We start from the raw sequence: 25,830 nt of genomic DNA, 5'->3' as shown, positions 1-25,830 counted from the left end.
GCAAGGAAGTTTCCGCTACGCGCGAACCCTGACATAGCTGCCGGGTGCGTCCTCGATCGGAGGCAGCGCGTCGCTGCCGACGCTGCGCGCCGGAACTTCCTCGGGATCGAGCCCGCCCAGCCATTCGCGCCAGTCCGGCCACCACGAGCCCTTGTGCTCCACCGCGCCCTTCAGCCATTCGGCGACGCTGACATCCTTGATGTTGTCGTTGGTCCAGTACTGGTATTTGTTCGAGGCTGGCGGGTTGACGACGCCGGCGATGTGGCCCGAGCCGGACAGCACAAATTTCACCGGGCCGCCGAAGAACTGCGAACCGTACAGCACCGACTCCGCCGGCGCGATGTGGTCCTCGCGGGTGGCGAGGTTGTAGACGGGAACCTTGACCTTGGAGAGGTCGAGCAGGGTGTTGTCGAGCACCATGGTGCCGGTCGACAGCCGGTTCTCCAGATAGCAGTTGCGCAAATAATAGGAATGGTTCGACGCGGTCATGCGCGTCGCATCGGAGTTCCAGTGCAGCAGGTCGAACGCGCTCGGCTGCTTGCCCTTCAGATAGTTGCTGACGACGTAGGACCAGATCAGGTCGTTGGAGCGCAGCATGTTGAAGGCCATCGCCATCTTGGAGCCTTCGAGCACGCCGGCCGCCTTCATGTCCTGCTCGAGGGACGAGATCTGCTCCTCGTCGACGAACACGAGGAGGTCGCCGGCATGGGTGAAGTCGACCTGGGCTGCAAAGAACGTCGCGGACGACACGCGCTGGCGGCGCTTCTCGGCGAGCCAGGCCAGCGTGGTCGCGAGCATCGTGCCGCCGACGCAATAACCGGCGGTGTGCACCTTCATCTCGCCGGTGATCTTCTCGATCACGTCCATCGCCGTGAGGGGGCCTTCCTTCATGTAGTCTTCCCAGCTCTTGTTGCCGAGCCGCTTGTCGGGATTGACCCATGATATCACGAACACGGTGATGCCCTGGTCGACACACCACTTGATGTAGGATTTTTCCGGCTTGAGATCGAGGATGTAGAACTTGTTGATCCAGGGCGGCACGATCAGCAGCGGGGTGCGCAGCACCGTCTCCGTGGTCGGAGAGTACTGGATCAGCTGCATCATCTCGTTCTGGTAGATCACCTTGCCGGGCGTCGTCGCCATGTTGACGCCGACGACGAGATTGTCCGGATCGGACTGGCGGATCTTCAACATGCCGTTGCCGGCGGCGATGTCCTCGGCCAGCATCTTCAGGCCGCGCGCCAGATTCTCGCCGCTGCTCGCCATCGTCTCGCGCAGCACTTCCGGGTTGGTCAGCACGAAGTTGGAAGGCGACAGCGCGTTGGTGAGCTGCTGCATGTAGAACTCCGCCTTGCGGCGGGTCTGCGGATCGAGCCCGTCGGCGTCGCGTACCAGCTCCTGCGCCCATTTGGTCGTGAGCAGATAGAGCTGCATCACGAAATCGAAGAATTGGTTCGACTTCCATTCCGGATCGGCAAAGCGCTTGTCGCGCGGCGAGGCCGCGATCGCAGGTGCGGCGTCCTGACCGGCCATGCGGCGCGCCGCCGAGCCCCAGAGGTCGAGATAGTCCTTGGCGAGCTTGGTCTGGAGATCGGACGAGCGCGAGGTATCCGACAGCCAGTATTCGGCGACGGACGTGAAGGTCTTCACGACCTCGGTCAGCTCGGCCGGCGGACGGTCCTTCACCTCGCCGCTTTCGCGCGGCTTCAGGTAGGCGGCGAGCGCCTTGCCGCCGCTCTCCATCGCCCGCGCGACATTCATCGCGAAGGCTTCCGCGTCGAACTTCGTCTCGGACTTGTTGCCTGACTTGGGCATGTCGGTCGTGGCGGTACTCATGAGCAGAACAGTAACGATTCATTCCGTATTCGTCACCGCGAAGCTCGCATCTTTGGCGTTAAACACGCTCCAAGATGTGCTGCACTGCGACAAAGCTTCTTGGTTTCGTCACAATCAGGATGCACGTCTTGGACCAGTGGGCCTTGGATGAATTCTCGCTCGTACCATTTGTGGGCAGCAATGGTTTGAGCTTGGGCAGGTTGTTGGGATAAGCTCCCTCCAGCCTGGCGTTGGGACGAGTAGGGGATTTCCCAAGTGTTGGCGTTGAGGGATCTGCAAAAGTCGCTGCCGATCCGTGGCGCGCTGCTGATAGCGGCGCTCGCTCTGGGCGGCTGCTCGAGCCAGCTCGCGGACTACACCCCCACCGATGCGCAAGCCCATCCCCGGGAGCCCGCCAGCTACCTGCCGGTGCATGACCTGCCGCCGGACCGTGATCAGGCGGTCATCCCGCCGGACCAGCGCGCCAAGATCGAGGCCGAGCTTGCAGCTGCACGCGACCGCCAGGCGGTCGCTGCCAAAGACGCCAAATGAGGCGGCGCAAGGTAATCGCTGGCGCCCCCGCCGCGCCGTGCTAAAAAGACTTCAAATCAGCCGAGAGTCAGGGCGAAGGCGCTCAGCCCTTGTCGCCGAAAGTCGCTCCAAGTATTTGATCTTGAGTGAGTTTTGCGCGAGGAGCAGCTGCCTTTCCGATCGGCGTCACTACCCGTCGATTCTGTCCTGACCGGTTGCCCGGAGCCCAGAGAGCCATGGAAGAATTTTACCGCATCCGCCGCCTTCCGCCCTACGTATTCGAGCAGGTCAACCGGGCCAAGGCGGCCGCGCGGAATGCAGGCGCCGATATCATCGATCTCGGCATGGGCAATCCGGATCTGCCGGCCCCGGCGCATGTGCTGGAGAAGCTCAAGGAGACGCTCGGCAAGCCGCGCACGGACCGCTACTCGGCCTCCCGTGGCATCAACGGCCTGCGCAAGGCGCAAGCCGGATACTACGACCGCCGCTTTGGCGTGAAGCTCAATCCCGACACCCAGGTGGTGGCGACGCTCGGCTCGAAGGAGGGTTTTGCCAACGTGGCGCAGGCGATCACCGCGCCCGGCGATGTCATCCTGTGTCCGAACCCGAGCTACCCGATTCATGCCTTCGGCTTCCTGATGGCTGGCGGCGTGATCCGCTCGGTGCCCTCGGAGCCGACGCCGCAGTTCTTCGAGGCGGTGGAGCGGGCGATCGTACATTCGATCCCGAAGCCGCTGGCGCTGGTCGTTTGCTATCCCTCGAACCCGACCGCCTATGTCGCGAGCCTCGATTTCTACAAGGATCTCGTCGCCTTCGCGAAGAAGCACGAGATCCTGATCCTGTCCGACCTTGCTTATGCCGAGGTCTATTTCGACGAGAACAACCCGCCGCCCTCGGTGCTGCAGGTGCCCGGCGCCATCGACGTCACCGTCGAGTTCACCTCGATGTCGAAGACTTATTCGATGGCCGGCTGGCGCATGGGCTTTGCGGTCGGCAATGAGCGCGTGATCGCAGCTCTTGCCCGCGTCAAATCCTATCTCGACTACGGCGCCTTCACGCCGGTGCAGGTCGCCGCGACCGCCGCGCTGAACGGCCCCGACGATTGCATCAGGGAGATGCGCGACACCTATCGCAAGCGCCGCGATGCGCTGGTGGAATCGTTCGGGCGCGCCGGGTGGGAGATTCCGCCGCCGGAGGCCTCGATGTTCGCCTGGGTGCCGTTGCCGGAGGCTTTCCGCAGCGTCGGCAGCATGCAGTTCGCGACCCTGATGGTGGAGAAATCCGGCGTCGCGGTCTCGCCCGGCGTCGGCTTCGGCGAGCATGGTGAAGGATATGTCCGCATCGCCATGGTGGAAAACGAGCAACGGATCAGGCAGGCCGCTCGCGGCGTGCGCCGCTTCCTTGAAAGCGGCATCGAAACGTTGCACAACGTCGTTCCGCTCGCCAATCGGCGTTAAGTTCTCTTCGACAGGTTTTCCAAGGCATCATGGTTGCACCCCTGAAAGTGGGCATAGCGGGGCTCGGCACCGTGGGCGCCGAAGTTGTCCGTTTGATTGAAACGCAGGCGCGCGTGCTGGCGGGCCGCAGCGGTCGTGGCATTCGCGTTGTTGCCGTCACTGCGCGCTCCAAGGCGAAGAAGCGCAGCGTCGACCTGCGCGGCGTCGAATGGGTCAAGGATCCGATGGCGCTGGCTACGCATCCCGGCATCGACTGCTTCGTCGAGCTGATGGGCGGCGCCGGCGATCCCGCGCTGTCTGCGGTGGAAGCTGCGCTCAACGCCGGTAAGTCCGTTGTCACCGCCAACAAGGCGCTGCTCGCCAAGCACGGCCTGAAACTGGCGAAGGCCGCCGAAAAGCACGGCGGTGCGCTGAATTACGAGGCAGCCGTCGGCGCCGCGATCCCCGTCATCAAAACGTTACGCGAGGGTCTTGCGGGAACCGGCATCAACCGCGTCTACGGCATCCTCAACGGCACCTGCAATTACATCCTGACCCGGATGGAGCAGGAGGGCCTGTCCTTCGCCGAATGTCTCAAGGATGCGCAGCGGCTCGGCTATGCCGAGGCCAACCCGTCCTTCGACGTGGACGGCCACGATACCGCGCAGAAGCTCGCGATCCTCGCCAGCCTCGCTTTCGGCACGAAAGTTGCTCAAAGCGCGGTGTATGTCGAAGGTATCTCATCCATCGCGCCGGAGGATCTGCGCGCGGCCGACGAGCTCGGTTACCGGCTCAAGCTGCTCGGCGTTGCCGTTCGCACCGCCAAGGGCATCGAGCAGCGCGTGCATCCGACCATGGTTCCCAAATCCTCCTCGATCGCGCAGGTGATGGGTGTCACCAATGCGGTCACGATCGATGGCGAGGGCATTCCGCCGATCACGCTGGTCGGGCCCGGTGCCGGCGGCGCCGCGACCGCATCGGCCGTCGTCGCCGATATCGCCGATGTCGCGCGCGGCATCCGCGCCAATCCGTTCGGCCGGCCGATCGCGCAGCTGCGCGATACCAGGAAGGCGCCGATGGAGCGGCACGAGGGCGGCTACTACATTCGCCTGCTGGCGCGCGACTTCCCGGGTACGGCGGCCGCGATCGCGACCCGGCTTGCGGAGCAGAAGATTTCGATCGAGTCGATCGTGCAACGTCATCCCAATGGCGGCGCTGCGTCCGCCGACGGCAAGGCGGTGCCCGTGCCCGTCATCCTGATCACCTATGCCACGCATGAGGACGCCGTGCGCCGCGCGCTCGCCGCCGTTCAAAAGGACAAGGTGATCAGCGGACGGCCGCAGGTGATCCGGATCGAGAAGAACTGACACGGTTCGAACGAACTGTGGGTGTTACGAATTGATGCGGACGGAGATTTCCGTCCAGAACTGTTTCGAAGGAGTTAGCCGATGTCGACCCATATTTCAGTCCCGCCGCAAGCGTTGCTCGAGCGCATCCTCACGCTGGAGATCGTGCGCGTGACGGAGCGGGCGGCGGTGTCGTCGGCGCGGTTGCGCGGACACGGCAATGAGAAGGCGGCCGACCAGGCCGCGGTGGACGCGATGCGGCGCGAGCTCAACAAGCTGCCGATCGAAGGCACCATCGTGATCGGCGAGGGCGAGCGCGACGAGGCGCCGATGCTCTTCATCGGAGAGAAGGTCGGCATGAACGCCGGCCCGCAGGTCGACATCGCGGTCGACCCGCTAGAAGGCACCACGCTGTGTGCCAAGAACATGCCGGGCTCGATCGCCACGATGGCGATGGCCGACGGCGGCACGCTGCTGCACGCGCCCGACGTCTACATGCAGAAGCTCGCGATCGGCCCCGGCTATGCCAAGGGCGTCGTCGAGCTCGACGCCACGCCGGCCGAAAATGTCCGCCGCCTCGCCAAGGCCAAGGGTGTCCAGCCTGACGGCATCACCGTGCTCGTGCTCGACCGTCCGCGTCATGCCAGCATCATCGAGAGTGTGCGCTCGACCGGCGCCGCCGTGCGTCTCATCACCGACGGCGACGTCGCGGGCGTGATCCACTGCGCCGACCCCGACAACACCGGCGTCGACATGTATCTCGGCACCGGCGGTGCGCCGGAAGGCGTGCTCGCGGCCGTGGCGCTGCGCTGCATCGGTGGCCAGATGCAGTGCCGCCTGATCCTCGATTCCGGCGAGAAGATCGAGCGCGCCGCCAAGATGGGCGTCAACGATCCCAAGATGATCTACGGCATCGAGGACATGGCGCGCGGCGATTGTCTGTTCGCCGCCACCGGCGTCACCACGGGCTCGCTGCTGTCCGGCGTCAAGTTCCGCAAGGACGGCGTGATCGAGACCGAGACGGTGGTGATGCGCTCCGTCACCGGCACCGTGCGCTACATCAAGGCCGAGCACCGCGAGCTGGCGAAGTTCCATCTGGATTGATGTTCTCCGTCATTCCGGGGCGACGGGACCGCGCAAAGCGCGCGGCCCGGAGAACCCGGAATCCATCGGGCGGCAGAGTCAGAAGTAAAATGGATTCCGGGCTCGATGCTGCGCATCGTCCCGGAATGACAACAAGAACAATCAGGGTAAGCGCACATGTCCGATCTCACCGCCGTCAAAGCCCTCGTCTTCGACGTGTTCGGCACCGTCGTGGACTGGCGCACCAGCCTGATCAGCGATCTCATGTGGTGGGGCAAGGGCCGCGGCATCACCGCCGACTGGACCGCTCTGGTCGATGGCTGGCGCGGCATGTACACGGCCGCCATGGATGACGTGCGCAAGCATCCCGAGCGCGGCTATGTCATCCTCGACGTCCTGCACCGGCGCTCGCTGGACAAGCTGGTCGAGAAGTTCGCGATCAAGGGCCTGACCGAGGCCGACCTCGACCACATCACCAAGGGCTGGCACCGTCTGCATCCGTGGCCCGACAGCGTCGCCGGCCTGACGCGCCTGAAGACGAAATTCGTGATCGCGCCGCTGTCGAACGGCAACGTCGCGCTGCTCACCAACATGGCGAAGTTTGCGGGCCTTCCCTGGGACCTCATCATGTCGGCCGAGCTGTTCGAGCACTACAAGCCCGATCCCGAGACCTATCTCGGCGCCGCGCGTCTTCTATGCCTCAAGCCGGAAGAGGTGATGATGGTCGCCGCCCACAACGGCGATCTCGCCGCCGCCCAGAAGAATGGACTGAAGACCGCGTTCGTCGCAAGGCCGACCGAGTACGGGCCGCACCAGAAGGTGGACTTCGAGGCCACCGGCAACTGGGACATCGTCGCCAGGGATTTTGGCGGGATCGCTGACAAGTTGGGGTGCTAACGTAGACTTACACACCCGTGCGGCAGTTCGTACGAGGTCCGCTCTGTCGCTGACAGCAGCGCATTGGCGGACCTCACCGCAGGTGAGGGATGGGTCAAACTAAGACTTCGGGCGCCGAAGCGGGATGTCGTAGCTTGCCCCGGGAGCAGACATGGTCGGCCGAGAGGATCGACATTTACTGAACTTTAGTTTGTTGCCACGCACAACCAAAGCTTGTTAGAGCGCCAGCAAGCTCGACCAGATTTGCGGCGTAGTATCGGTGCGGCGATGGCTCCACTGCTCGCGAAACGGCTGGCTGCGCTCTGCGTTCTTGTGAGCGCACTAACTGGCTGTGGTAGCCTAAGCGAGACCATCAGATACCGCTTAACAATTAACGTAGAAGTTGATGGAAAGCTTGTCAGCGGTTCAGGCGTCGTTCAAGTCAAGCAGTCCGACACGAGGGGCCTCTTCGGCTCTATGGGAGGCTTCGGCAATGAGGTTAGCGGCGAAGCTGTTGTGGTCGATCTCGGGCTTCACGGTACGCTTTTCGCGCTTCTGCATGGGCCGAAAGCTGGATATGGAGATTTAGGTGGTCCTGCATGGATGCTGTTTCATGCTTTTGCCGACTTGATCAAGAGCGAGACCGATCCCCTTCCGCAAGTGCGGCTATTGAGAGAGCAGCATGCGCACCGGGTGTTGAAGGTCGACGAAGTTCCGATGTTGGTCAGATTTCGTGATCTCGATGATCCGAAGTCGGTTGAACAGATTGATCCAAGAAATCTAGCGGCAACATTCGGCTCTGGAGTTTCACTCCGCGACGTTGCCATTGAGGTAACTCAAGACCCGTTGACGGCCGGCATTCAAGCAAAGCTGCCGTGGCTTAAGGCCATGAAAACTCATCTGGACGGAGATCAATACCACTCCCGAAACACGCTCGCCAACGAGCTGACTGCACGCGATTTTTATCGAAGAGACGAATGAGGTTCTTGGCGGCCGCAGTTGGCTCAGTCATGTCCGCTTTGGGTCAGAGCGGAAATCGCGAGGGTTGATCAACTATCCCGTTGTTTCTTTCGCCTCGCGAAGAAGACAACAGCCAGAAGTAATGCAAAAAACAGGACGACCGGCCAAAACTTGACCGCAAACATAAGAACGTAAGCCAGCGCGACGTACAGGTAGAAGACACCTAGGAGCGCTCCGGCGGCTACGATTTGCAGCAAATGCTCCATGCCTGCCCCTCGGATTGCGTCGATGCATCTAGACAACCGAAAGTTAAGCTTTGGTTTTCTCTAAGGCAATGACGACGTCGAGGGCCGCAATGGGTCACAAGCCGCCGATCATGTCCGAGGTAGCTTACGTCCGCTTTGTGCTGGTAAGCCGACGTTCAGGAGTACGCGCCATTGGACCGGAATGTAGCGGCGCAACACCAATCTGACGCATCGCGCGCTTTGGCAGAAGCGCCTATACTGGATCGCTGACCTTCCGGTGATCTCCATGAAAATTGCCTATTTGGCGGACCACCACGAACATCTTGAAACGATCGCAGCCTGGCAGCACGCGGAATTCTGCTATCTCACGCCGGCCATGACGCGCGCGGACCGAACCGAGAGGCTTCGTCGGTCGCTCCAGAGAGGTGCGCTGCCGATGGCCTTCATTGCGCTGTCGGAGGACGGGGCGCTGCTCGGTTCGGCGGGCCTTTTGGCCACGACGGTGACCCACACCCATCTGACACCCTGGCTATCTTCGGTGTACGTGCCGGACGAATTGAGGGGCAGGGGCATCGCCTCCGCGCTGAGCTTGCACGCCGTCGGCGCGGCCGCAGCGCTCGGCTACGATCGGCTGTATCTGTTCACGCCGCGCAGCGAGGCGCTCTACGCACGGATCGGCTGGATCACGTTCGACCGGATCGACCATAACAGCGTGACTCTCACGCTGATGGAGAGGTCGACGGCGTGATGCCGAACCGGTGGGGCATTCGGCCTTGCGCTGCCACCGATAGCGGGTCCGGGCGGCGCGAGTGCGCCACCCGGAGCTGATCTCGACCTACAGCGTCATCTGCATCGGCTCGGCATAATAGCGGAAGCCGTCGCCGGCCTTGGCGACATGGCCATAGCCCGGCCAGGCGAAGTGATAGGACATCACCGGGACCTTGTTGGCCGCAAGCATGGTGAGCAGTTTTACGCGCGAATCTGCCGCCTGCTTGGGGTCGGTGTCGTAGGAGAACTCCATCCGCGGCCGCTCCAACAGCAGCACCGAATGGTGCGAGAGGTCGCCGAGGAACGCGAAGGACTTTCCGGCCGAGGAGACCATGAAGATGGTGTGGCCGACGGTATGGCCGGGCGCGGAGATTGCCTGCACGCCGGGCAGGAACTCCTGACCGTCCTTGAAGAACACGATGCGGTCGCGGACCGGCAGCAGATTCTTGCGGGCGTGGACGACGAAGTCCTTGGCCGGGCTCCCCATCTTGCCTTCATCGGTCCAGAAGTCGAAATCGGTCTGGGAGATGTAGATCTGCGCGTTCGGAAACAGCGGCTTGTTGTCGGCATCCACGATGCCGCCGATGTGGTCGACATGCGCGTGGGAGCAGACCACGGCGTCGATATCCCCCGGCTTGATGCCGGCCTCCATCATGCTCTTCTGCTGCCGGCCGGTGGTGGGGCCGAACATTTTCGAGCTGCCCATGCCGGTATCGAACAGGATCAGCTTGTCGCCGGTGTTCACGATCGGCGAGTTCTGCTCGAGTACGACGTTATCCGGCGACAGGAAATTGTCGGCGAGCATCTTCTTCACCTCCTCCTTGGGAACGCCGGTGAAGGTGCCGGAGGGATCGCCGAGCGGCAGCGGTCCGTCGGACACGACGGTCACCTCGGCATCGCCGAGGTTGAAGCGGTGCCAGTAGGGCGTCTGGGTGCCGAGCTTGGGAGCGCGAGCGAGCGCACTGCCGCCGAGCAGTGCGCTGGCGCCAAGGCCAAGGCCAAGGCCGGCGCCGAGTGCGAGCAGGGACCGACGTGAGACATCGAGCGTCATTCGTTTCCTCCATTTTCTGTTTTGATCCGCACGATTTTTCGCGCGTGATGTTCGGCCTGAGGCCAGCAGTCGGATGCTGCGCCGGTTCAGACGAGCTCGCAAGTGGAATTGGTTTGCGGACGATCGCGTTTTGTCAAAGCGGAAAGCGCAATTCCGGCAGACCACAAAAGACGCCGTCGCCGATGTTCTTGTCGTCAGAACGATCCAGCCGATCTTGCAGCAATGCAATCAATGATTGTGTCGCGATTGTGTCTGCTGACGGCGCAATGCGGGCGGCTGATAGGAATCTTTCTGTGTCACAATGGTGCTCGCGGCCGCTTCACGCGATCCGCAGCGTGCGGTCGTTGGCTTCGGTCTCGGCAAAGCCCGCCTGCAGGACTTCCTCGCGCTTGTGGCGCAGATGCGCACGCAGGATGTGCGAGAGGCCGGCGCCGTCGCGCCGCTGCAGCGCGTTCAGGATCGCCTCGTGCTCCATCACGGCGAACGCCCAGCGCTGCGGCGTCATCGGCGTGACATAGCGCGCGCGGCGGATGCGCGCGGTGACGGACGCGTAGAGCCCGGTCAGCGCGGGATTGTCGGCCGCGGCGACGATCGCCTCGTGGATGGCGCGGTTGCCGCGATAATACTGGATCAAATCGCCCTCGCGATAATGCCGAACCATGTCCTCATGCGCGGCGGCGATCCGGCCGATCTCGGCGTCGCTGATGCGCTCACAGGCGAGCTCTCCGGCGAGGGCCTCGAGGCCCTGACAGACCTCGAACAGGTCGCGCATGTCCTTGTCGGTCAGTTTTGCCGCACGCGAGCCACGATGGGGCAGGAGCTGCACGAGCCCTTCGGCGGCGAGCACCTTGAGTGCCTCGCGCAGCGGCGTGCGCGAGATCTGCAGCCGATCGCACAGCTCTCGCTCGGGAATCCGGGCGCCCGGCGGGATTTCGCCGTCGAGCAGGATGGCGCGGATGCGGCCGACGACCTCTTCGTGAAGCATGGGAGAGGCTCCGGTTTGAATGCAAAAATGAAGCGATCGGCTTGTTTTTGGAAGTTTCAGCTTGATAAGCGCAGATTTTGCATTCAAAAATGTAAAAAACAAGAGGATATGGGGAAATGGACCGCGCGGTGGAGGCGAACGACCTCGTTTTTGAATGCAAGGATGGCATCGGGTGGATCACGTTCAACCGCCCGCAGGCGCGCAATGCCTTCACCTTCGCCATGTACGAGCGCCTCGCGGCGATCTGCGAGGAGGCCAACAGCGATCATTCGCTCAAGGTGCTGGTGCTGCGCGGGGCCGGCGACAAGGCCTTCGCCTCGGGCACGGACATCAACCAGTTCCGTGAATTCAAGACACCGCAGGACGCCATCGACTACGAGAACCGGATCGATCGCGTGCTCACCACGCTCGAGCAGTGCCGGGTGCCGACCATCGCGGCGATCAACGGGTTCTGCACCGGGGGCGGGGCGGGCATCGCCGCGGCCTGCGACCTGCGCATCGGCACGAGAAGCGCAAAGATCGGATTTCCGATCGCGCGGACACTCGGCAATTGCCTGTCGATGTCCAATGTCAGCCGTCTCACCGCGCTGATTGGCGCCGCCCGCGTCAAGGACCTGATCTTCACCGCGCGCCTCGTTGACGCCGCCGCGGCCGCCGGCGTCGGGCTGCTCGGCGAGGTCGTCGACGACATCGCCGCGCTCGACAGGCGCGCCGACGAGGTCGCCCGGCTGCTGGCCGGTCACGCGCCGCTGACCCTGACCGCGACCAAGCAGGCGGTCGCCCGCCTGCAGAAGCGGCTGACACGGGACGAGGGCGAAGACCTCATCCTGATGTGCTACACGAGCCAGGATTTTCGCGAAGGGCTCGATGCTTTCCTCAACAAGCGCGCGCCGCAGTGGCGCGGTCATTAGGACGCCCCGATGCAAAGCGATCGATCGCAATCCACCCCTCGTCGCTCGGGACCGCTGGCCGGCCTCAAGGTCGTCGATCTCACCCACGTCATGGCCGGCCCGACCTGCACCCTGATGCTCGCCGATATGGGCGCCGACGTCATCAAGATCGAGAAATCGCCGAACGGCGACGACACCCGTCATTCGGTGCCGCCGAAGATCGGCGATGAGGCGGCCTCGTTCCTGATGATGAACCGCAACAAGCGCGGCATCGTGCTGGACCTGAAGACCGACGGCGGCAAGCAGGTGCTGCGGCGGCTGATCGCGGGCGCCGACGTGCTGGTCGAGAACTTTGCGCCCGGCGCCATGGAACGGCTCGGCTTCGGCTACGAGGAGCTGCACGAGCAGCACCCGTCGCTGATCTACTGCTCGTTGTCGGGCTTCGGCCGCACCGGCCCTTACAAGCACCGCCGGGGATTTGACCTCGTCGCGCAGGCCATGAGCGGCATCATGAGCTTTACCGGTGAGCGCCCCGACGGGCCGCCGGTGAAGTGTGGCCCGCCGCTGTCCGACATCACCGCCGGCCTGCTCGCGAGCATGGGCATCCTGGCCGCCTATACCCACCGCCTCAAGACCGGCGAAGGGCAGTGGGTCGAGACCTCGCTTTACGAGGCCGCGCTGGTGCAGACCTATTGGCAGTCTACGATCGCGCTGGCGGCGGGCACCGCGCCGCGCGCGATGGGCTCGGCCCATCCGCTCAACGCGCCCTATCAGGCCTTCGAGGCCTCGGACGGCTGGCTCGTGGTCGGCGGCGCCAACAAGAAGCATTGGCTGTTGATGCTGGAAGCGCTTGGTGCGAGCGAGCTCGCCGCCGATCCGCGCTTCGTGACGGGGGCCGACCGCATGGCGAACCTGAAGCAGCTCGAAGCCGTCCTGAGCGAGCGTTTCCGCACCAGGTCGCGGGCGCATTGGCTGGCGGCATTGGATGACAAGGGCGTGCCGTGCGGACCGGTGCATGACATGCTGGAGGCGCTCAGCGATCCGCAGACGCTGGCACGCGAGATGGTCGTCGAGGTCGAGCATTCCACGCTCGGCCCGGTGAAGACGATCGGGCTTCCCGTCAAGTTTTCGCAGACGCCGGGGAAAGTGCGCACCGGCGCGCCGGTCTATGGTGAGCATACACGCGAGGTTCTGGCCGAGCACGGGTTCGACCAGAAGCAGATCGAAGCGCTCGAGAAAGAAGGCGCGATCGTGCTGGGCTCAGGCAGGCGCGAGGAACGCGTCGCCTGACCGGACGTCGATACGACAAATAAAGCAGAACACAAAAAAGCTGGAGGAAATCATGGGTGGGACGTCGAAGCTTCTGCTGTCCACGGCTGTGGCCGTTCTCGCCGGCACGCTGCCGGCGCTCAGCGCCTGGCAACCGCAAAAGCCGATCGAGTTCGTGGCCACGGCCGGGCCGGGCGGCGGCACCGACAATCTTGCGCGTGCCGTGCAGAACATCATCACCAAATACAAGCTGACCGAGCAGCCCATCGTCGTTGCCAACAAGGGCGGCGGCAGCGGCGCGGAAGGTTATGTCTACGCCAAGGCCTCCGCCGGCGACCCCTACAAGGTGATTTTCGGCACGTCGAACGCCTGGCAGCAGCCGCTCGTCTCCAAGGTCGCCTTCAACTACACCGATCTCACGCCGATCGCGGCGATGGCGCAGGACGAGTTCCTGCTCTGGGTCAAGCAGGACGCGCCCTACAAGACGGCCGGCGACTATCTGAAGGCCGCTGCATCGGCTGAATTCAAGATGGGCGGCGCGCAGTCCAAGGACACCGACGAGGTGCTCACCCGCATGATCGAGAAGGCCGGCCGGATCAAGCTGACCTACATCCCCTTCAAGAGCGGCGCCGAGACCGCGGTGCAGCTCGCCGGAGGACACCTCGATTCCCACGTCAACAATCCCAGCGAAAGCCTCGGGCAATGGCGCGGTGGAACGCAGCGACCGCTCTGCGTTTTCAGCCCGAAGCGGCTGCCGCTGGGCCCCAAGGTTACCGCGACCGAAGGCTGGAGCGACGTTCCGACCTGTGTCGAGCAGGGCCTCGACATCAAGCAATATGAGCAGCCGCGCACGGTGTGGCTGCCGGGCAAGGTCACGCCGGACCAGGCAGCGTTCTACATCGACCTGATGAAAAAGGTGCAGGCGACGCCGGAATGGAAGGACTACATCGAGAAGACCTCCCAGGTCGACACGTTCCTGACCGGTGCCGAGTTCGACAAGTTCATCAAGGAGGACCTCGAGCACGTCAGGCAGGTTGCGGGCGAGCAGGGCTGGCTGGTCAAGTGAGGCGGGGTTGTTGGAACGGCGGTGATCGCGTGGGTAGGACCTCACCACAAACTCCGCTGTCGTCCCGGCGAAGGCCGGGACCCATAACCACTGGGAGGAGTTTGACGAAGACTCGAATCCACGTCGGTACGACGACCAACGATCTTCGAGAGAGATCACGCGGTATGGGTCCCGGCCTTCGCCGGGACGACGGTTGAGGGAGGGCTACCTATGATCTCGCGCCGCGCCCTCGAACTTGCGACTGCCGTGCTGACTGGGAGCTTCGGTGTCGCGGTGGTGGTCCAGAGCCTCGACAACGGCATCGGCTGGTCAACCGCAGGCGTCGACTCCGGCACGTTCCCGTTTCTGACCGGCATCATCATCGTGCTCGGCAGCTTGTACAATCTGGTGCGGGGCGTGCTGCCGGCTGCGACACTGGCAAATGTTCCGATTGCGATTACGCCGATCGAGCTGCGCCGGCTAGCGGGCCTGTTTGTGCCGGCCGCGATCTTCGTCGCCGCCATCCCGCTGGTCGGGATGTACCTCGCCTCGGCTCTCTACATCTTCGCGGTGCTGGCGATCCCCCGACATCAGTCCGTGCCGCGTGCGCTGGCCATGGCGTGGGTAACGGCCCTCGCGCTCTATGTCGTGTTCGAGCGCATGTTCCAGGTGAGCCTGCCGCATGGCGCGCTGGCCGCCGCGTTCGGCTTCTGACGGAGAGGCCGATGGAAAACCTCCACGAACTCCTGCACGGCTTCACCATCGCGATCACCGTGCCGCATCTGGCGTTGATGGCGGTCGGTGTGCTGCTCGGCATTCTCGTCGGCGTGCTGCCGGGGCTGGGCGCGCCCAACGGTGTGTCGCTGCTATTGCCGCTGACCTTCGGCATGCAGCCGGTGTCGGCGATCATCCTGCTCTCCAGCATGTATTGGGGCGCGCTGTTCGGGGGATCCGTCACCTCGATCCTGTTCAACATCCCCGGCGAACCGTCCTCGGTCGCAACCACCTTCGACGGCTACCCGATGGCGCGCGACGGCCGGCCGACGACGGCGCTCGCGACCGCGTTCGGCTCGGCGGCGTTCGGCGCGCTGGTCGGCGTCATCCTGATCACCTTCCTCGCATCCTGGGTCGCGCAGGTCGCTCTCGCCTTCGGGCCGGCGGAATATTTTGCCGTCTATTTCCTCGCCTTCGCGAGCTTCGTCGGCATGGGCGGCGCGGCGCCGATCAAGACCGTCGTCGCGCTTGCGATCGGTTTTGCCATCGCCGCGATCGGCATCGATACGGTGGCCGGCAGCGTCCGTCTCACCATGGGCATCGACGAGCTGGTCAAGGGCGTGAACTTCGTCGTCGCGGTGATGGGCCTGTTCGGCATCGGCGAGCTGCTGGTCGCCGTCGAAGAGGAGTTTCATGCCCGCGCGGTCTCCTCGAAGATCGATTGGCGCGAGGTGTTCCGCGCCGTCGGCCGCCTGCCGCGCCACGGCGTTGCGCTGCTGCGCAGCGCCGCGATCGGATGCTGGATGGGGATCACGCCGGGAGGGCCGACCGCGGCATCCTTCATGAGCTACGGCATCGCCCGCCGCTTCTCGCGCCGTGGCCGATATTTCGGCACGGGGGAGGTCGAAGGGATCATCTCGCCAGAGACGGCCGATCATGCGGCCGGCACCAGCGCGCTGCTGCCGATGCTCGCGCTCGGCATCCCCGGCTCGGCGACCGCGGCCGTCATGATGGGCGGGCTCATGATCTGGGGACTCAATCCCGGGCCGATGCTGTTCGTCGACAGCAAGGACTTTGTGTGGGGTCTGATCGCCTCGATGTATGTCGGCAATATCGTCGCGGTCGCGCTGGTGCTGCTGACCGTTCCGGTCTTCGCCGCCCTGATGCGAATTCCGTTCGTCGTCATCGCGCCCCTGATCGTGATCATCTGCGTCGTCGGTGCCTATTCGGTGTCGAACTCCTATCTCGACGTGGTCATGATGCTCGGCTTCGGGATCGTCGGCTATCTCTTCAAGAAGCTGTTCTATCCGCTAGCGCCGCTGGTGCTCGCGATCGTGATCGGCGACAAGGCCGAGGATGCGTTCCGGCAGTCGATGCTGATGTCCAAGGGATCGCTCGGGATATTCTTCGCAAACAAGCTGGTCACGTGCCTGATCGTGGCCGGCATCGCCCTGCTGCTGCTTCCGCTTGTGCTGCAGCTAGCGCGTTTGCGGCGCAGGCCCGCGCCATCCGCCAATGAGACGGCAACTCATGAAAAGGTGATCATATGACCGCAAAGCCGCTCATTGCATTGGCCATGGGAGATCCTGCCGGCATCAGTCCGGAGCTGACGGCGAAGCTCGTGGCGCAGAACGATATTCTTGCCCGCGCCCGGCTTGTCGTGATCGGCGACCGACGCGTCTTCGATGAGGGCGCGCGCGTCGCGGGTGTCAAGCCGGACCTGACCATGGTGGAGCAGGGGGCCGAACTTCGCGCCATTGATGGGGACGCGCTGTTCGTCGACCTCGGCCACCTCGCCCCCGCGCAGGTGGAGCGCGGGGTGGCGAGCCTTGCCGGCGGACAATTCGCGTTGGCAAACTACAGACATGCACTCGAACTCGGCCGCGATGGTCGCGTCGACGCGGTCTGCTTCACGCCGTTCAACAAGCAGGCAATGCGGTTTGCCCGCGCCGAGTATGACGACGAGATCGCGTTTTCAGCGGAAGTGGTTGGTCTCAAGACGCCGGCGAGCGAATTCAACGTGCTGGACCGGCTCTGGAATGCACGGGTCACCTCGCATATCCCGCTCAAGGACGTCGCCGCCCGGCTGTCCGTCGAGCGCATCCATCGTGCGCTCAAGCTGACCGACGCCTGCATGCGCGAGGCCGGCTTCGCGAGGCCGCGCATCGCGGTGGCCGGGCTCAATCCGCACGCTGGCGATGGTGGCAATTTCGGCCGCGAAGAGATCGATATCATTGCGCCGGTGGTTGCCGCCGGCCAGCGCGAGGGCATTGCCGCCGAAGGGCCGTTTCCTGCCGACACCGTGTTCCTGCGCGCAAAAGGTGGCGCCTTCGATGCGGTGCTCACGATGTATCACGACCAGGGCCAGATCGCGATGAAGCTGATGGGGTTCGATCGCGGCGTGACCTTGCTCGGCGGCTTTCCGTTCCCGATCTGCACGCCCGCGCACGGCACCGCGTACGACATCGCGGGGCAGGGGATCGCATCGATCGGCGCCAGCCGCGCCGCGCTGTTGCTCGCGGCGGAGATGGCCGGACGCGGCGTCGCCTGATCGCACGCGGGCGCGTTTTCAAACTTTGGGATGATGGCAGAGTGCCAGTGTTTTGCCCGACGTGTCAAACGATCGGGTGCGACGAAAAACGTCAATGAAAACAACCCGGCTTCTACTGTGCATGGGGTTGTTTTCGCGCTTGTTTGAACGGACGGCTCACCGCCCGGATTTTATGGGGCGGCTCTCGCCTCAGGCCCCGCAGACGATCACGCCGTACCAGCCGAGCCCGCGATAGGTCTCGTACCCCGGCGTGGCATGGAATGCGACCAGCGTGCCGGAGCGGTCCTGGTAGAAGCCGGAGCGCTGGCCGTTGAGCGACAGCGAGATGCGCTCGCTGAGAATGCCCTGGCCATCGGAGGCCGCGATCACGCGAAAGTTCGAGTCGACCAGAAGCACGCGGGCCTTGTCGCTGTCGCCGACGCGGACGCCTTGCACGATCGCGCGGGCCTGCGGCTCCCAGTCGAAATGGATGGCGAGCACGCCGATCGGTGCGCCGTTGGCCTGGCCCGCGGCGCGGACGCTGGCGCAATAGGTTGCGACTTGCGCGTTACCGAGCAACTGCTGGTTCTCGACGTCGCCGGCGACATAGCCGTCGCCGGAGCGCAAGGACTTCGCCTCGCGAAACCATTTGGTGTGGGCGACGTTCTGGCCGACGACGCGAAAGCGGTCGGCGCGGCCGTTGGCGATGACGTTGCCGTCGAGGTCGCAGAGCCAGAGGTCGAGATAGACGGTGTAGGCGCCGAGGATGACGCCGAGGCGTTGCGAGGCAAAGGTGACGGCTGCGGGAGCGGGCGAGGCGGCACAATCGACCACCGCGGAATCGGTCGCCCACCAGCGCACGTCGCAGGTTCGCTCATAGAGGTTGCGGTCGATCAGCTCGACTGCATTGAGCGACAGGTCGACCATGCGCTCGCCGCGCGAGCGCTGGCTCATGCGGTCGATCGAGGAGACGAGATCGCCGGTTCGCTTGGTCAACTGGGTTTCGAGTTCGCGCGCGATACTCTCGACCTGCTGGCCGACGCCGCGCACCTCCTGCGCCACCACCGCGAAGCCCGCGCCTTGCGCGCCGGCGCGTGAGCTTTCGATCAGCGCGTTCAGCGCCAGCATCTTCATCTGGTTGGTGATCTGCTGGATCGCCTTGGTCTTGTCGACCGCGATCTGGTTGACCTCCGCGGTCAGGCGATTGATCAGCGCGGAGATGTCGGAATCATCGTCGGAGGGTTCAGGGGCGATCGGCTTGGCTTTCAGACCCAGCGCAGCAGACATCGGGGGACTTCCCTTGGCAATGAGGCCTGATCTGCAATGAACCCGGAACAATCAAGTACAGATCGAATACGAGTCTTTTTCGACGATTCCACCTAACGCCCGCTTAATTCGCTGTTCTGCGGGATGCCCAAATGATAGTCAGTCCGCGCGGCAAGGCGGCAATCCACCGCTTTGTGAGTTCCGGCCGTTGCAAATCCCGAGGGATTGCCGGCCAATCGCTTTCAGCCCAATGGCCGGACATACGTGATTGTCCGGGTCCCAGTTTCCGATAACCAGCCCCCGTCATGTCGCCGCCCGCTACCGTCTTGCCCGTCGAAGCACCCCAGGCCTTCCTGGGCGTGGCGCGCTCGCTCACCGACAAGCTCTGGCGCACCCGGCTGGATGCGCGCGGCGCCGCCACGGCGCTCGCCATCGTGCAGCGTCACCAGCTGCCGGAATTGCTGGCGCGGGTGCTGGCCGGCCGCGGCGTCGACATCGACGCGGTGCCCGATTTCCTCGATCCGACCATCCGGAAACTGATGCCGGATCCGTTCACGGTGACGGAGATGGAAGCGGCATCGAAGCGCATCGCGGACGCCGCAGTGAGGGGCGAGACCGTCGCGATCTTCGGCGACTACGACGTCGACGGCGCGACGTCGGCGGCGCTGCTCGCCTGGCATCTGCGCCATTGCGGGCTTGACCCGCTGATCCACATTCCCGACCGCATCTTCGAGGGCTACGGCCCCAACGTCGATGCCGTGCGCGGGCTGGCGGCCAAGGGCGCCACGCTGCTCGTCACCGTCGATTGCGGCACCACCAGCATCGAGCCGCTGGCGGAGGCAAAGCGCCTCGGCATGTCCGTGGTGGTGATCGACCATCACCAGGCCGGCACGGAATTGCCGGAGGTCGATGCGCTGGTCAATCCGAACCGGCTCGACGATCTCTCCGGCCTCGGCCATCTCGCCGCCGTTGGCCTCGTGCTGGTGACGCTGGTCGCGGTCAACCGCGAGCTGCGCCAGCGCGGCTTCTGGACATCTGAGATGCCCGAGCCCGATCTGCTCGGGATGCTGCATCACGTCGCACTCGGCACCGTCGCGGACGTTGCGCCGTTGATCGGCCTGAACCGCGCCTTCGTCGCCAAGGGGCTGATCGCGATGCGGCGGCGCGACCATGTCGGCCACACCGCGCTCATGGACGTGGCGCGACTCAACGGGCCGCCGGAGGCTTGGCATCTCGGCTTCATGCTGGGGCCGCGCATCAATGCCGGCGGCCGCATCGGCCGCGCCGATCTCGGCGTGCGGCTCTTGCTCGAAGGCGACAGCGTCGAGGCGGCGCGGATCGCGGCCGAGCTCGACCGCCTGAACAGCGAGCGTCGTGTCATCGAGCAGGCGGCGGAAGCGCAGGCCGAAGCCGAGGCGCTGGCCTCGATCGGGCTGGAGGATAGAATTGGCGTCATCGTCACGGCCTCGGAAGGCTGGCATCCCGGCGTGGTCGGTCTCGTGGCCTCCCGGCTGAAGGAGAAGTTTTCGCGGCCCGCCTTTGCGATCGCGCTGGAGCCCGGCGGCATCGGCACCGGCTCGGGTCGCTCGATCGCCGGCGTCGACATCGGCAAGGCGGTGCGGCAGGCGGTCGCCGACGGCATTTTGCTCAAGGGTGGCGGCCACGCGATGGCCGCGGGCGTGACGCTGCGCAAAGAAAAGCTCGCCGAGTTTCGCGCCTATCTCGAAAGCGCGCTGGCGCAGGACGTCGCCGAGGCCCGCCACGTCAACGAGCTCTACATCGACGGCGCGGTCTCCGCGCGCGCGGTGACGACCGAGCTTGCGGCTACGCTCAACCGCGCCGGCCCGTTCGGCAGCGGCAATCCGGAAGCCGTGCTGGCGCTGCCGGCGCACCAGCTCGTCTATGCCGACGAGGTCGGCCAGGCGCATCTGCGCCTGCGCTTCAAGTCGGGTGATGGCGCCATCGTCAATGGCATCGCGTTCCGCTCGGTCGGCCAGAAGCTTGGCAACGCGCTCGTCGCCAATCGCGGCCAGCAATTGCATGTCGCGGGATCGTTGTCCGTGGATCGCTACCAGGGCGCCGAGCGCGTGCAGTTCCGCGTCATCGACGTCGCGCTACCGGACCAGGGGCCATCCGTGATTAGATAACAACGGCTTCAAACAACAAAGAAGAAAGGGAGTGAACATGGCAGGGCAGGTTGAGGGCAGGGTCGCGCTGGTGACAGGTGGCGCCTCGGGCATCGGCGAGGCGATCGTCGAGCTGTTCGCGCGCGAGGGCGCGACTGTCGTGATCTCGGACATCGACGAGCTGCGCGGCCCCGAGCTCGCCAAGCGCATCACCAAGGCTGGTGGCAAGGCGATTTTCCTGGAGCATGACGTCACCAGCGAGGAGCGCTGGATCGAGATCGTCGCCGATATCGCAAAGCGCTATGGCCGGCTCGACATCATGGTCTCCAACGCCGGCATCGGCATTGCCGTGCCGTCGATCGTCGACATGACGCTCGCTGACTGGCGCAAGCAGAACGCCATCAACCTCGATGGTGTGTTTCTCTCGGTCAAACATTGCCTGCCCTTGATGCGCAAGACCGGTAGCGGCTCGATCGTCATGATGTCCTCGCTCGCGGGCCTGCGCGGCTCGCCGGGCCTGTCGGCCTATTCGGCCACCAAGGGCGGCGTGCGCCTGTTCGCCAAATCGATCGCGATGGAATGCGCGGCGGCGGGTGACGGCATTCGCGTCAATTCCGTGCATCCCGGCATCATCGACACGCCGATCTGGGGCAAGATCCCCACGGGGGCGACGGGCGCCGGCCAGAACGCGCCGATTGATCCCGAGGAGCGCGCAAGGCTGGTGGCCCCGCTCGGCCGCGCCGGCCAGGCCGCGGAGATCGCCTCCGGCGTGCTGTATCTGGCCTCCGATGCCTCGCGTTACGTCACCGGCAGCGAACTCGTCATCGACGGCGGCATGAACGCCGGCGGCGTGCCACGGCGGCAATAAGCCGCCGCGCGGGCTGCGAAGGGCAGGGTGGCGCCCGCAGGGGCTGACGCGCAAGCGTCGGCCCTGTACAAGGCGGACAGCTCCCGACCGACAAAGGTGTCCTTCGCCATGGCGCACAGCCTTCACTCGACGTCTTCCGCGCCTGAGCCCGTCCGCTCGAACCGGCCGGACCTTGCCACCGACGCGATCCGCACCGCGCGCGAGGACCTCGCGGCCTGCTTCCGTATGGCCGCGCGCAACGGTTTTGAGGAGGGCATCTGCAATCACTTCTCGGCCGTCGTGCCGGGCCATGACGACCTCTTTCTCGTCAATCCCTATGGCTATGCCTTCCGCGAGCTGACCGCGTCAAAGCTGCTGATCTGCGACTTCCACGGCAATGTGCTCGACGGCGAGGGCGTGCCCGAGGCGACCGCCTTCTACATCCACGCCGAGATGCACAAACGCCTGCCGCGCGCCAAGGTCGCCTTCCACACCCACATGCCCTACGCGACCGCGCTGTCGATGACGGAGGGCGATCCGCTGATCTGGGCAGGCCAGACTGCGTTGAAGTTTTACGGCCGCACGGCGGTCGACCGCGATTACAACGGCCTCGCGCTCGACAACCGCGAGGGCGCGCGCATCGCCTCCGCCGTCGGCGACGCCGACATCGTCTTCATGAAACATCACGGCGTGATGGTGCTGGGCCCGACCATCGCGGAGGCCTGGGACGATCTCTACTATCTCGAACGCGCAGCCGAGGTGCAGGTGCTGGCGATGTCGACGGGACGCAAGGTTCTGCCGGTCGATCCCGCGATTGCCGCCGAGACCTACAAGCAGATGCGCGAAGGCGATTCCGAATCCGCGCGGCTGCATCTTGCGGCCGTCCGGCGCCAGCTCGACGCCGAAGAGCCGCAGTACAGACACTGAGGCCGCTTTACGACCCCTGCCGCAACTTCGCCAGCACCTTCAGCCCGCCATATCCATCGGCGGGCGCAATCCCCGCGCGCTGCTGAAAATCCTTGATCGCCTTCATGGTGTCGTTGCCGACGCGGCCGTCGGTGCCGCCGGTGTCGAAGCCGGCCTTGGTCAGCCGCGTCTGCATCTCCTGCACCTCGGCGAGCGTCAGCGCGCGTTCGGAGCCGGGGAAGGGTTGGATGAAGGGCGGCCCGCCGAGGCAGCGGTCGCCGAGATGGCAGATCGCCAGCGCGTAATTCATCGAGGGATTGTAGCTCTTCACCGCGTTGAAGTTCGGTCCGAGCAGGAAGGACGGCCCGCCCGCAACCGGCGTCCACAGCCGCGCGGATGCGTTTGGCTGCGGGAACGGCTGGCCGTCGGCGCGGCTGACGCCGGCCGCCTGCCATGCCGCATAGGTGCGGCTGCCGCCCGCCTCGCCGGACGCGCGCACCTCGTGGCCCCAATGCTCGCCGCGGCGCCATTTGCCGCGATTGACGAGGTATTTGGCGGTAGAGCCCAATGCATCGTCGGGCTTGCCGAACGGCGAGACCTTGCCGTCGCCGTCATAGTCGATGCCGACATTGAGCCAGACCTCCGGCATCCATTGCGAATGCCCCATCGCACCGGCCCATGACCCCTGCATTTCCTGTGGCGTGCTCCAGCCCTTGTCGACGATGCGCAGCGCATTGATCAGTTCGGTCTCCCAATAAGCCTTGCGGCGCGGCTCGTTCCAGGCGAGCGCGGCGAGCGAGGGAAACACCGGCGTCATGTGGTTCTGCTGCACCAGCGGATCGCCATAGGCCGACTCGACGCCCCACAGCGCCAGCAGCGTGCCGCGCTCGACGCCGAAATCGCGCTCGATGCGCGCGAGCAAGGCTTCGTTGTTCTTGAGCGCGATCTTGCCGTTGATGATGCGCCAGTCCGAGACGCGGCGGTTGATGTATTGCCAGACTTGCTCGTGGAATTCGGGCTGGTTGCGCATCTGCTTGAACACGCTCATGTCCGGCTCGACCCGCGCCATCGCGCGCTGCCAGGTCGCCGCCGAAATGCCCTTGGCCATCGCGCGTGCGCGAAAACTCTCACGCCATTCGTCGAAGCCCGGAGGCGCCGCGAGGACGTGCGCGGGTAACGCGACCGAAGCGGCCATGCCAAGCGCCGATTGGAGCAGGGCGCGGCGGGTGGATCGGACCGAGGAATCAGCTTGCTTCATGTGGCCATTCTAGCCGGAAACGTGGCCCCTGTGAGCCGGTTCCTGGAACACCGGTAAGAGACCATCATCCTCCGGAACAAAGTGTCGCACTGCTGCATTCCCTCCCCACGATAACGAGGAGGACAAAATGAGGAAGTATCTGTTTGCCGCCGCCATGGTCACCGCCATCGCGGCCCCTGCATTGGCGGATGAAGTCGGCGTTCATGTCGGCCCGGTTGGCGCCGGCGTGACGGTCGGACAGTCCCACGAGTATCGTGAGCGCGACCGCGATCGTGATCGCACCACGGTCATCAGGGAGCGCGAGCCTTCGAGCCGCACTACCGTGATCAAGAAGGAAGACGAATACGGCAACCGCAGCAAGACCGTAATTCATCACGACAACGACTGATGGAGCTGGGCCCTGGCCGATCGTCGGGGCTCGCTTTCGTCGAGAATTCGGGGTGGAATGAAGATACGCGCGCATGCGGAGAGCCACATCGTCGAGCTCGACGACGGATCGAAATGGCAGATTTTTGCTGGCGATCTCGCCACGACGCTGAGCTGGAAGCCCGAAACCGATCTGCACCTGGAGCCGAGTAGCGACCGGGTGGGTTCGCATGTGCTGGTGAACGGTGCAGATCAGAGCCGCGTGCGCGTGATCGCAGCGGGCGAGAGCTGGCCGGACGGCGAAGTTAAGAATGCGTTGAAGGGCGGCTAGGTCGCCTCTTGCTTTGCGGTCGGTTCGCTTCCGTCTAGGCGGCGACGGCGCAGTGAGCGACTTCTCGGATGCCGATGCCAGTCACGGGGGATGCGGCGACGGGGGCGGCGACTAGGCTTTGCCTAGTCTTCCTGCAAATCAGCCGCGACGCCGGCCAGCCACCTCCGGATCGCGGTTTCCGCCTTGGGCTCCAGATTTCCGGCAAGGCGCTTCTCCAGCGCGATCACGCGTTCCCGGCAAGCCTTCAGCAAGGTGGTGCCGCGCGGCGTCAACGTCCATTGCTGGATGCGGCCGTGGACGGGGTGGGGCGTCATCTCAATGGCGCCGTCGCGTTCGAGGTTGCGGATGATGACGCCGACCGTCTGCGGCGTCAGGAAGGTGAGGCGGGCGACGTCGGCGCCGGAGAGTCCCGGATAGGCATTCAGCATCGTCAGCACTGCGAATTGCGGCGAGGTCACGCCGAGATCGGCGAGCGTGCGTTCCATCGTCAGGCGGACCGCGGCATGGGCCTGGCGCAGGAGATAGCCGAGATAGCCTTCTTCGCCGCGCTTGCCTTCGCCCGGGGCAGGGACGCGCACGGCGGCAGGCCCGGCGGCTTTGCTTCGGGATTTCGACCTCGTGATGTCAGGCGTCTTGCGCAACATGTAAGTGCTCTTATAAGATGTAAGCAGTCTTACAATAACATGGGGTGAACGGCAATGGCACACGCGCGCAGCGAATACGAGGATTTCAAGCGGATCGCGCCCGATGCGTATGAGCTGGTGCTGGCGCTGGGCCAGGTGGCGGCCAAGGCGGGTCTCGACAAACAGATCCTCGAGCTAGTCAAGCTGCGCGCCTCGCAGATCAACGGCTGCGCCTTCTGCGTTCAGCATCACATCCTCTTCTCGGAGCGTATCGGCGTGCCCGTGGACAAGCTCAATCTGGTCGCGGTTTGGCGCGAGGCTCCGATCTTTTCTGCGCGCGAACGTGCCGCGCTGGCCTGGGCCGAGGCGCTGACCTTTCTGCCCGACGGCGTCAGCGAGGAGGTCTACATGGAGGCCAGCCGCGAATTCTCCGAGACCGAGCTGATGTACCTGACTTCGGCGGTGGCCTCGATCAACGTCTGGAACCGCTTTGGCGCGGCGTATCGCTGGACGCCGGCGAAGCGGCCGGTGACGGCGAATGCCGCGGCGTCCTGATCGCAACG

General features: G+C 64.6%; 24 protein-coding genes and 1 pseudogene. 19 read left to right on the top strand and 6 right to left on the bottom strand.

Annotated features, from left to right (window positions below; all coding sequences use genetic code 11):
* Positions 1 to 15: 15 nt before the first annotated feature.
* Positions 16 to 1,836 carry a PHA/PHB synthase family protein gene (locus tag F8237_RS34245; protein WP_151650404.1) on the bottom strand — a complete coding sequence of 607 codons (1,821 nt, stop codon included), beginning with the start codon at positions 1,834 to 1,836 and terminating at the stop codon, positions 16 to 18.
* A gap of 255 nt (positions 1,837 to 2,091) precedes the next feature.
* Between F8237_RS34245 and F8237_RS34240 the strand changes: the two genes are divergently transcribed.
* The 7 genes from F8237_RS34240 to F8237_RS34210 all read left to right on the top strand — a co-directional run bounded on the left by F8237_RS34240 (position 2,092) and on the right by F8237_RS34210 (position 9,040).
* Complete coding sequence (locus F8237_RS34240; protein WP_151650403.1) at positions 2,092 to 2,367, top strand: hypothetical protein; 276 nt, start codon at positions 2,092 to 2,094, stop codon at positions 2,365 to 2,367.
* A 215-nt stretch (positions 2,368 to 2,582) separates the two neighbouring features.
* Positions 2,583 to 3,803 (top strand): LL-diaminopimelate aminotransferase, encoded by a 1,221-nt coding sequence (locus F8237_RS34235; RefSeq protein WP_151650402.1) that lies wholly within the window; start codon positions 2,583 to 2,585, stop codon positions 3,801 to 3,803.
* A 29-nt stretch (positions 3,804 to 3,832) separates the two neighbouring features.
* Positions 3,833 to 5,149 carry a homoserine dehydrogenase gene (locus tag F8237_RS34230; RefSeq protein WP_151650401.1) on the top strand — a complete coding sequence of 439 codons (1,317 nt, stop codon included), beginning with the start codon at positions 3,833 to 3,835 and terminating at the stop codon, positions 5,147 to 5,149.
* A gap of 81 nt (positions 5,150 to 5,230) precedes the next feature.
* On the top strand, positions 5,231 to 6,232 hold the full coding sequence (gene glpX, locus F8237_RS34225; RefSeq protein ID WP_015686400.1) for a class II fructose-bisphosphatase: 1,002 nt from the start codon (positions 5,231 to 5,233) through the stop codon (positions 6,230 to 6,232).
* Between the two features lie 156 nt (positions 6,233 to 6,388).
* Positions 6,389 to 7,108 carry a haloacid dehalogenase type II gene (locus F8237_RS34220; RefSeq protein WP_151650400.1) on the top strand — a complete coding sequence of 240 codons (720 nt, stop codon included), beginning with the start codon at positions 6,389 to 6,391 and terminating at the stop codon, positions 7,106 to 7,108.
* Between the two features lie 267 nt (positions 7,109 to 7,375).
* Positions 7,376 to 8,068, top strand: a complete 693-nt coding sequence (locus F8237_RS34215) for a hypothetical protein (RefSeq protein WP_151650399.1) — start codon at positions 7,376 to 7,378, stop codon at positions 8,066 to 8,068.
* 510 nt (positions 8,069 to 8,578) lie between these two features.
* Positions 8,579 to 9,040 carry a GNAT family N-acetyltransferase gene (locus F8237_RS34210; RefSeq protein WP_151650398.1) on the top strand — a complete coding sequence of 154 codons (462 nt, stop codon included), beginning with the start codon at positions 8,579 to 8,581 and terminating at the stop codon, positions 9,038 to 9,040.
* A 264-nt stretch (positions 9,041 to 9,304) separates the two neighbouring features.
* On the opposite strand, the pseudogene F8237_RS37500 reads toward F8237_RS34210, so the two are convergent.
* Positions 9,305 to 9,865 (bottom strand): annotated as a pseudogene (locus tag F8237_RS37500) (MBL fold metallo-hydrolase); the annotation flags it as partial.
* Positions 9,866 to 10,430: 565 nt separating this feature from the next.
* On the bottom strand, positions 10,431 to 11,096 hold the full coding sequence (locus F8237_RS34200; RefSeq protein ID WP_151650396.1) for a GntR family transcriptional regulator: 666 nt from the start codon (positions 11,094 to 11,096) through the stop codon (positions 10,431 to 10,433).
* A 116-nt stretch (positions 11,097 to 11,212) separates the two neighbouring features.
* Between F8237_RS34200 and F8237_RS34195 the strand changes: the two genes are divergently transcribed.
* From F8237_RS34195 to F8237_RS34170, 6 genes are all read left to right on the top strand, one after another.
* Complete coding sequence (locus tag F8237_RS34195; protein WP_151650395.1) at positions 11,213 to 12,007, top strand: enoyl-CoA hydratase/isomerase family protein; 795 nt, start codon at positions 11,213 to 11,215, stop codon at positions 12,005 to 12,007.
* Between the two features lie 9 nt (positions 12,008 to 12,016).
* Positions 12,017 to 13,276, top strand: a complete 1,260-nt coding sequence (locus tag F8237_RS34190) for a CaiB/BaiF CoA transferase family protein (RefSeq protein ID WP_151650394.1) — start codon at positions 12,017 to 12,019, stop codon at positions 13,274 to 13,276.
* Between the two features lie 52 nt (positions 13,277 to 13,328).
* Positions 13,329 to 14,321: a Bug family tripartite tricarboxylate transporter substrate binding protein gene (locus F8237_RS34185; protein ID WP_151650393.1), complete on the top strand. Its 993-nt coding sequence runs from the start codon at positions 13,329 to 13,331 to the stop codon at positions 14,319 to 14,321.
* Between the two features lie 210 nt (positions 14,322 to 14,531).
* Positions 14,532 to 15,014 carry a tripartite tricarboxylate transporter TctB family protein gene (locus F8237_RS34180; protein WP_151650392.1) on the top strand — a complete coding sequence of 161 codons (483 nt, stop codon included), beginning with the start codon at positions 14,532 to 14,534 and terminating at the stop codon, positions 15,012 to 15,014.
* 11 nt (positions 15,015 to 15,025) lie between these two features.
* Positions 15,026 to 16,564, top strand: a complete 1,539-nt coding sequence (locus F8237_RS34175; protein ID WP_151650391.1) for a tripartite tricarboxylate transporter permease — start codon at positions 15,026 to 15,028, stop codon at positions 16,562 to 16,564.
* Positions 16,561 to 17,565 (top strand): 4-hydroxythreonine-4-phosphate dehydrogenase PdxA, encoded by a 1,005-nt coding sequence (locus F8237_RS34170; RefSeq protein ID WP_151650390.1) that lies wholly within the window; start codon positions 16,561 to 16,563, stop codon positions 17,563 to 17,565. The genes F8237_RS34175 and F8237_RS34170 overlap by 4 nt, the downstream gene beginning before the upstream one ends.
* Positions 17,566 to 17,754: 189 nt before the next feature.
* Here F8237_RS34170 and F8237_RS34165 read toward each other — a convergent pair whose 3' ends face one another.
* Positions 17,755 to 18,831 (bottom strand): methyl-accepting chemotaxis protein, encoded by a 1,077-nt coding sequence (locus tag F8237_RS34165; protein WP_151650389.1) that lies wholly within the window; start codon positions 18,829 to 18,831, stop codon positions 17,755 to 17,757.
* Positions 18,832 to 19,115: 284 nt separating this feature from the next.
* Here F8237_RS34165 and recJ point away from each other — a divergent pair, with 284 nt between their 5' ends.
* The 3 genes from recJ (at position 19,116) to F8237_RS34150 (ending at position 22,710) form a co-directional block, all read left to right on the top strand.
* Positions 19,116 to 20,957, top strand: a complete 1,842-nt coding sequence (gene recJ, locus F8237_RS34160) for a single-stranded-DNA-specific exonuclease RecJ (RefSeq protein ID WP_151650388.1) — start codon at positions 19,116 to 19,118, stop codon at positions 20,955 to 20,957.
* A 37-nt stretch (positions 20,958 to 20,994) separates the two neighbouring features.
* Entirely contained in the window at positions 20,995 to 21,804 is an 810-nt protein-coding gene (locus F8237_RS34155) for an SDR family NAD(P)-dependent oxidoreductase (RefSeq protein ID WP_162006333.1), read from the top strand.
* 108 nt (positions 21,805 to 21,912) lie between these two features.
* Positions 21,913 to 22,710, top strand: coding sequence for an aldolase (locus tag F8237_RS34150; protein WP_162006332.1), 798 nt, complete (start codon positions 21,913 to 21,915; stop codon positions 22,708 to 22,710).
* A gap of 7 nt (positions 22,711 to 22,717) precedes the next feature.
* Here the strand turns inward: F8237_RS34150 and F8237_RS34145 are convergent, their stop codons facing one another.
* Positions 22,718 to 23,947 (bottom strand): lytic murein transglycosylase, encoded by a 1,230-nt coding sequence (locus tag F8237_RS34145; protein WP_151650385.1) that lies wholly within the window; start codon positions 23,945 to 23,947, stop codon positions 22,718 to 22,720.
* Positions 23,948 to 24,074: 127 nt separating this feature from the next.
* Between F8237_RS34145 and F8237_RS34140 the strand changes: the two genes are divergently transcribed.
* Together F8237_RS34140 and F8237_RS34135 are read left to right on the top strand one after the other, a co-directional pair.
* Positions 24,075 to 24,335 carry a hypothetical protein gene (locus F8237_RS34140; RefSeq protein WP_151650384.1) on the top strand — a complete coding sequence of 87 codons (261 nt, stop codon included), beginning with the start codon at positions 24,075 to 24,077 and terminating at the stop codon, positions 24,333 to 24,335.
* Between the two features lie 57 nt (positions 24,336 to 24,392).
* A complete protein-coding gene (locus F8237_RS34135) occupies positions 24,393 to 24,644 on the top strand; it encodes a hypothetical protein (protein WP_151650383.1) in 252 nt (83 codons plus the stop codon).
* Between the two features lie 122 nt (positions 24,645 to 24,766).
* Here F8237_RS34135 and F8237_RS34130 read toward each other — a convergent pair whose 3' ends face one another.
* Complete coding sequence (locus F8237_RS34130; protein ID WP_151650382.1) at positions 24,767 to 25,288, bottom strand: MarR family winged helix-turn-helix transcriptional regulator; 522 nt, start codon at positions 25,286 to 25,288, stop codon at positions 24,767 to 24,769.
* Between the two features lie 54 nt (positions 25,289 to 25,342).
* On the opposite strand from F8237_RS34130, the gene F8237_RS34125 reads away from it, so the two are divergent.
* On the top strand, positions 25,343 to 25,822 hold the full coding sequence (locus F8237_RS34125) for a carboxymuconolactone decarboxylase family protein (protein ID WP_151650381.1): 480 nt from the start codon (positions 25,343 to 25,345) through the stop codon (positions 25,820 to 25,822).
* The last annotated feature ends 8 nt before the right edge of the window (positions 25,823 to 25,830 follow it).

Origin of the sequence: Bradyrhizobium betae (assembly GCF_008932115.1) — a bacterium.
Lineage (GTDB): Bacteria > Pseudomonadota > Alphaproteobacteria > Rhizobiales > Xanthobacteraceae > Bradyrhizobium > Bradyrhizobium betae.
This window is presented reverse-complemented; position numbering and strand designations above follow the sequence as displayed.

Bases quoted from the DNA above. Each gene is read 5' to 3' on its own strand.
- F8237_RS34245 (WP_151650404.1), bottom strand. From the start codon at position 1,836: ATGAGTACCGCCACGACCGACATGCCCAAGTCAGGCAACAAGTCCGAG.
- F8237_RS34235 (WP_151650402.1), top strand. From the start codon at position 2,583: ATGGAAGAATTTTACCGCATCCGCCGCCTTCCGCCCTACGTATTCGAG.
- F8237_RS34230 (WP_151650401.1), top strand. From the start codon at position 3,833: ATGGTTGCACCCCTGAAAGTGGGCATAGCGGGGCTCGGCACCGTGGGC.
- glpX (WP_015686400.1), top strand. From the start codon at position 5,231: ATGTCGACCCATATTTCAGTCCCGCCGCAAGCGTTGCTCGAGCGCATC.
- F8237_RS34220 (WP_151650400.1), top strand. From the start codon at position 6,389: ATGTCCGATCTCACCGCCGTCAAAGCCCTCGTCTTCGACGTGTTCGGC.
- F8237_RS34215 (WP_151650399.1), top strand. From the start codon at position 7,376: ATGGCTCCACTGCTCGCGAAACGGCTGGCTGCGCTCTGCGTTCTTGTG.
- F8237_RS34210 (WP_151650398.1), top strand. From the start codon at position 8,579: ATGAAAATTGCCTATTTGGCGGACCACCACGAACATCTTGAAACGATC.
- F8237_RS34200 (WP_151650396.1), bottom strand. From the start codon at position 11,096: ATGCTTCACGAAGAGGTCGTCGGCCGCATCCGCGCCATCCTGCTCGAC.
- F8237_RS34195 (WP_151650395.1), top strand. From the start codon at position 11,213: ATGGACCGCGCGGTGGAGGCGAACGACCTCGTTTTTGAATGCAAGGAT.
- F8237_RS34190 (WP_151650394.1), top strand. From the start codon at position 12,017: ATGCAAAGCGATCGATCGCAATCCACCCCTCGTCGCTCGGGACCGCTG.
- F8237_RS34185 (WP_151650393.1), top strand. From the start codon at position 13,329: ATGGGTGGGACGTCGAAGCTTCTGCTGTCCACGGCTGTGGCCGTTCTC.
- F8237_RS34180 (WP_151650392.1), top strand. From the start codon at position 14,532: ATGATCTCGCGCCGCGCCCTCGAACTTGCGACTGCCGTGCTGACTGGG.
- F8237_RS34175 (WP_151650391.1), top strand. From the start codon at position 15,026: ATGGAAAACCTCCACGAACTCCTGCACGGCTTCACCATCGCGATCACC.
- F8237_RS34170 (WP_151650390.1), top strand. From the start codon at position 16,561: ATGACCGCAAAGCCGCTCATTGCATTGGCCATGGGAGATCCTGCCGGC.
- F8237_RS34165 (WP_151650389.1), bottom strand. From the start codon at position 18,831: ATGTCTGCTGCGCTGGGTCTGAAAGCCAAGCCGATCGCCCCTGAACCC.
- recJ (WP_151650388.1), top strand. From the start codon at position 19,116: ATGTCGCCGCCCGCTACCGTCTTGCCCGTCGAAGCACCCCAGGCCTTC.
- F8237_RS34155 (WP_162006333.1), top strand. From the start codon at position 20,995: ATGGCAGGGCAGGTTGAGGGCAGGGTCGCGCTGGTGACAGGTGGCGCC.
- F8237_RS34150 (WP_162006332.1), top strand. From the start codon at position 21,913: ATGGCGCACAGCCTTCACTCGACGTCTTCCGCGCCTGAGCCCGTCCGC.
- F8237_RS34145 (WP_151650385.1), bottom strand. From the start codon at position 23,947: ATGAAGCAAGCTGATTCCTCGGTCCGATCCACCCGCCGCGCCCTGCTC.
- F8237_RS34140 (WP_151650384.1), top strand. From the start codon at position 24,075: ATGAGGAAGTATCTGTTTGCCGCCGCCATGGTCACCGCCATCGCGGCC.
- F8237_RS34135 (WP_151650383.1), top strand. From the start codon at position 24,393: ATGAAGATACGCGCGCATGCGGAGAGCCACATCGTCGAGCTCGACGAC.
- F8237_RS34130 (WP_151650382.1), bottom strand. From the start codon at position 25,288: ATGTTGCGCAAGACGCCTGACATCACGAGGTCGAAATCCCGAAGCAAA.
- F8237_RS34125 (WP_151650381.1), top strand. From the start codon at position 25,343: ATGGCACACGCGCGCAGCGAATACGAGGATTTCAAGCGGATCGCGCCC.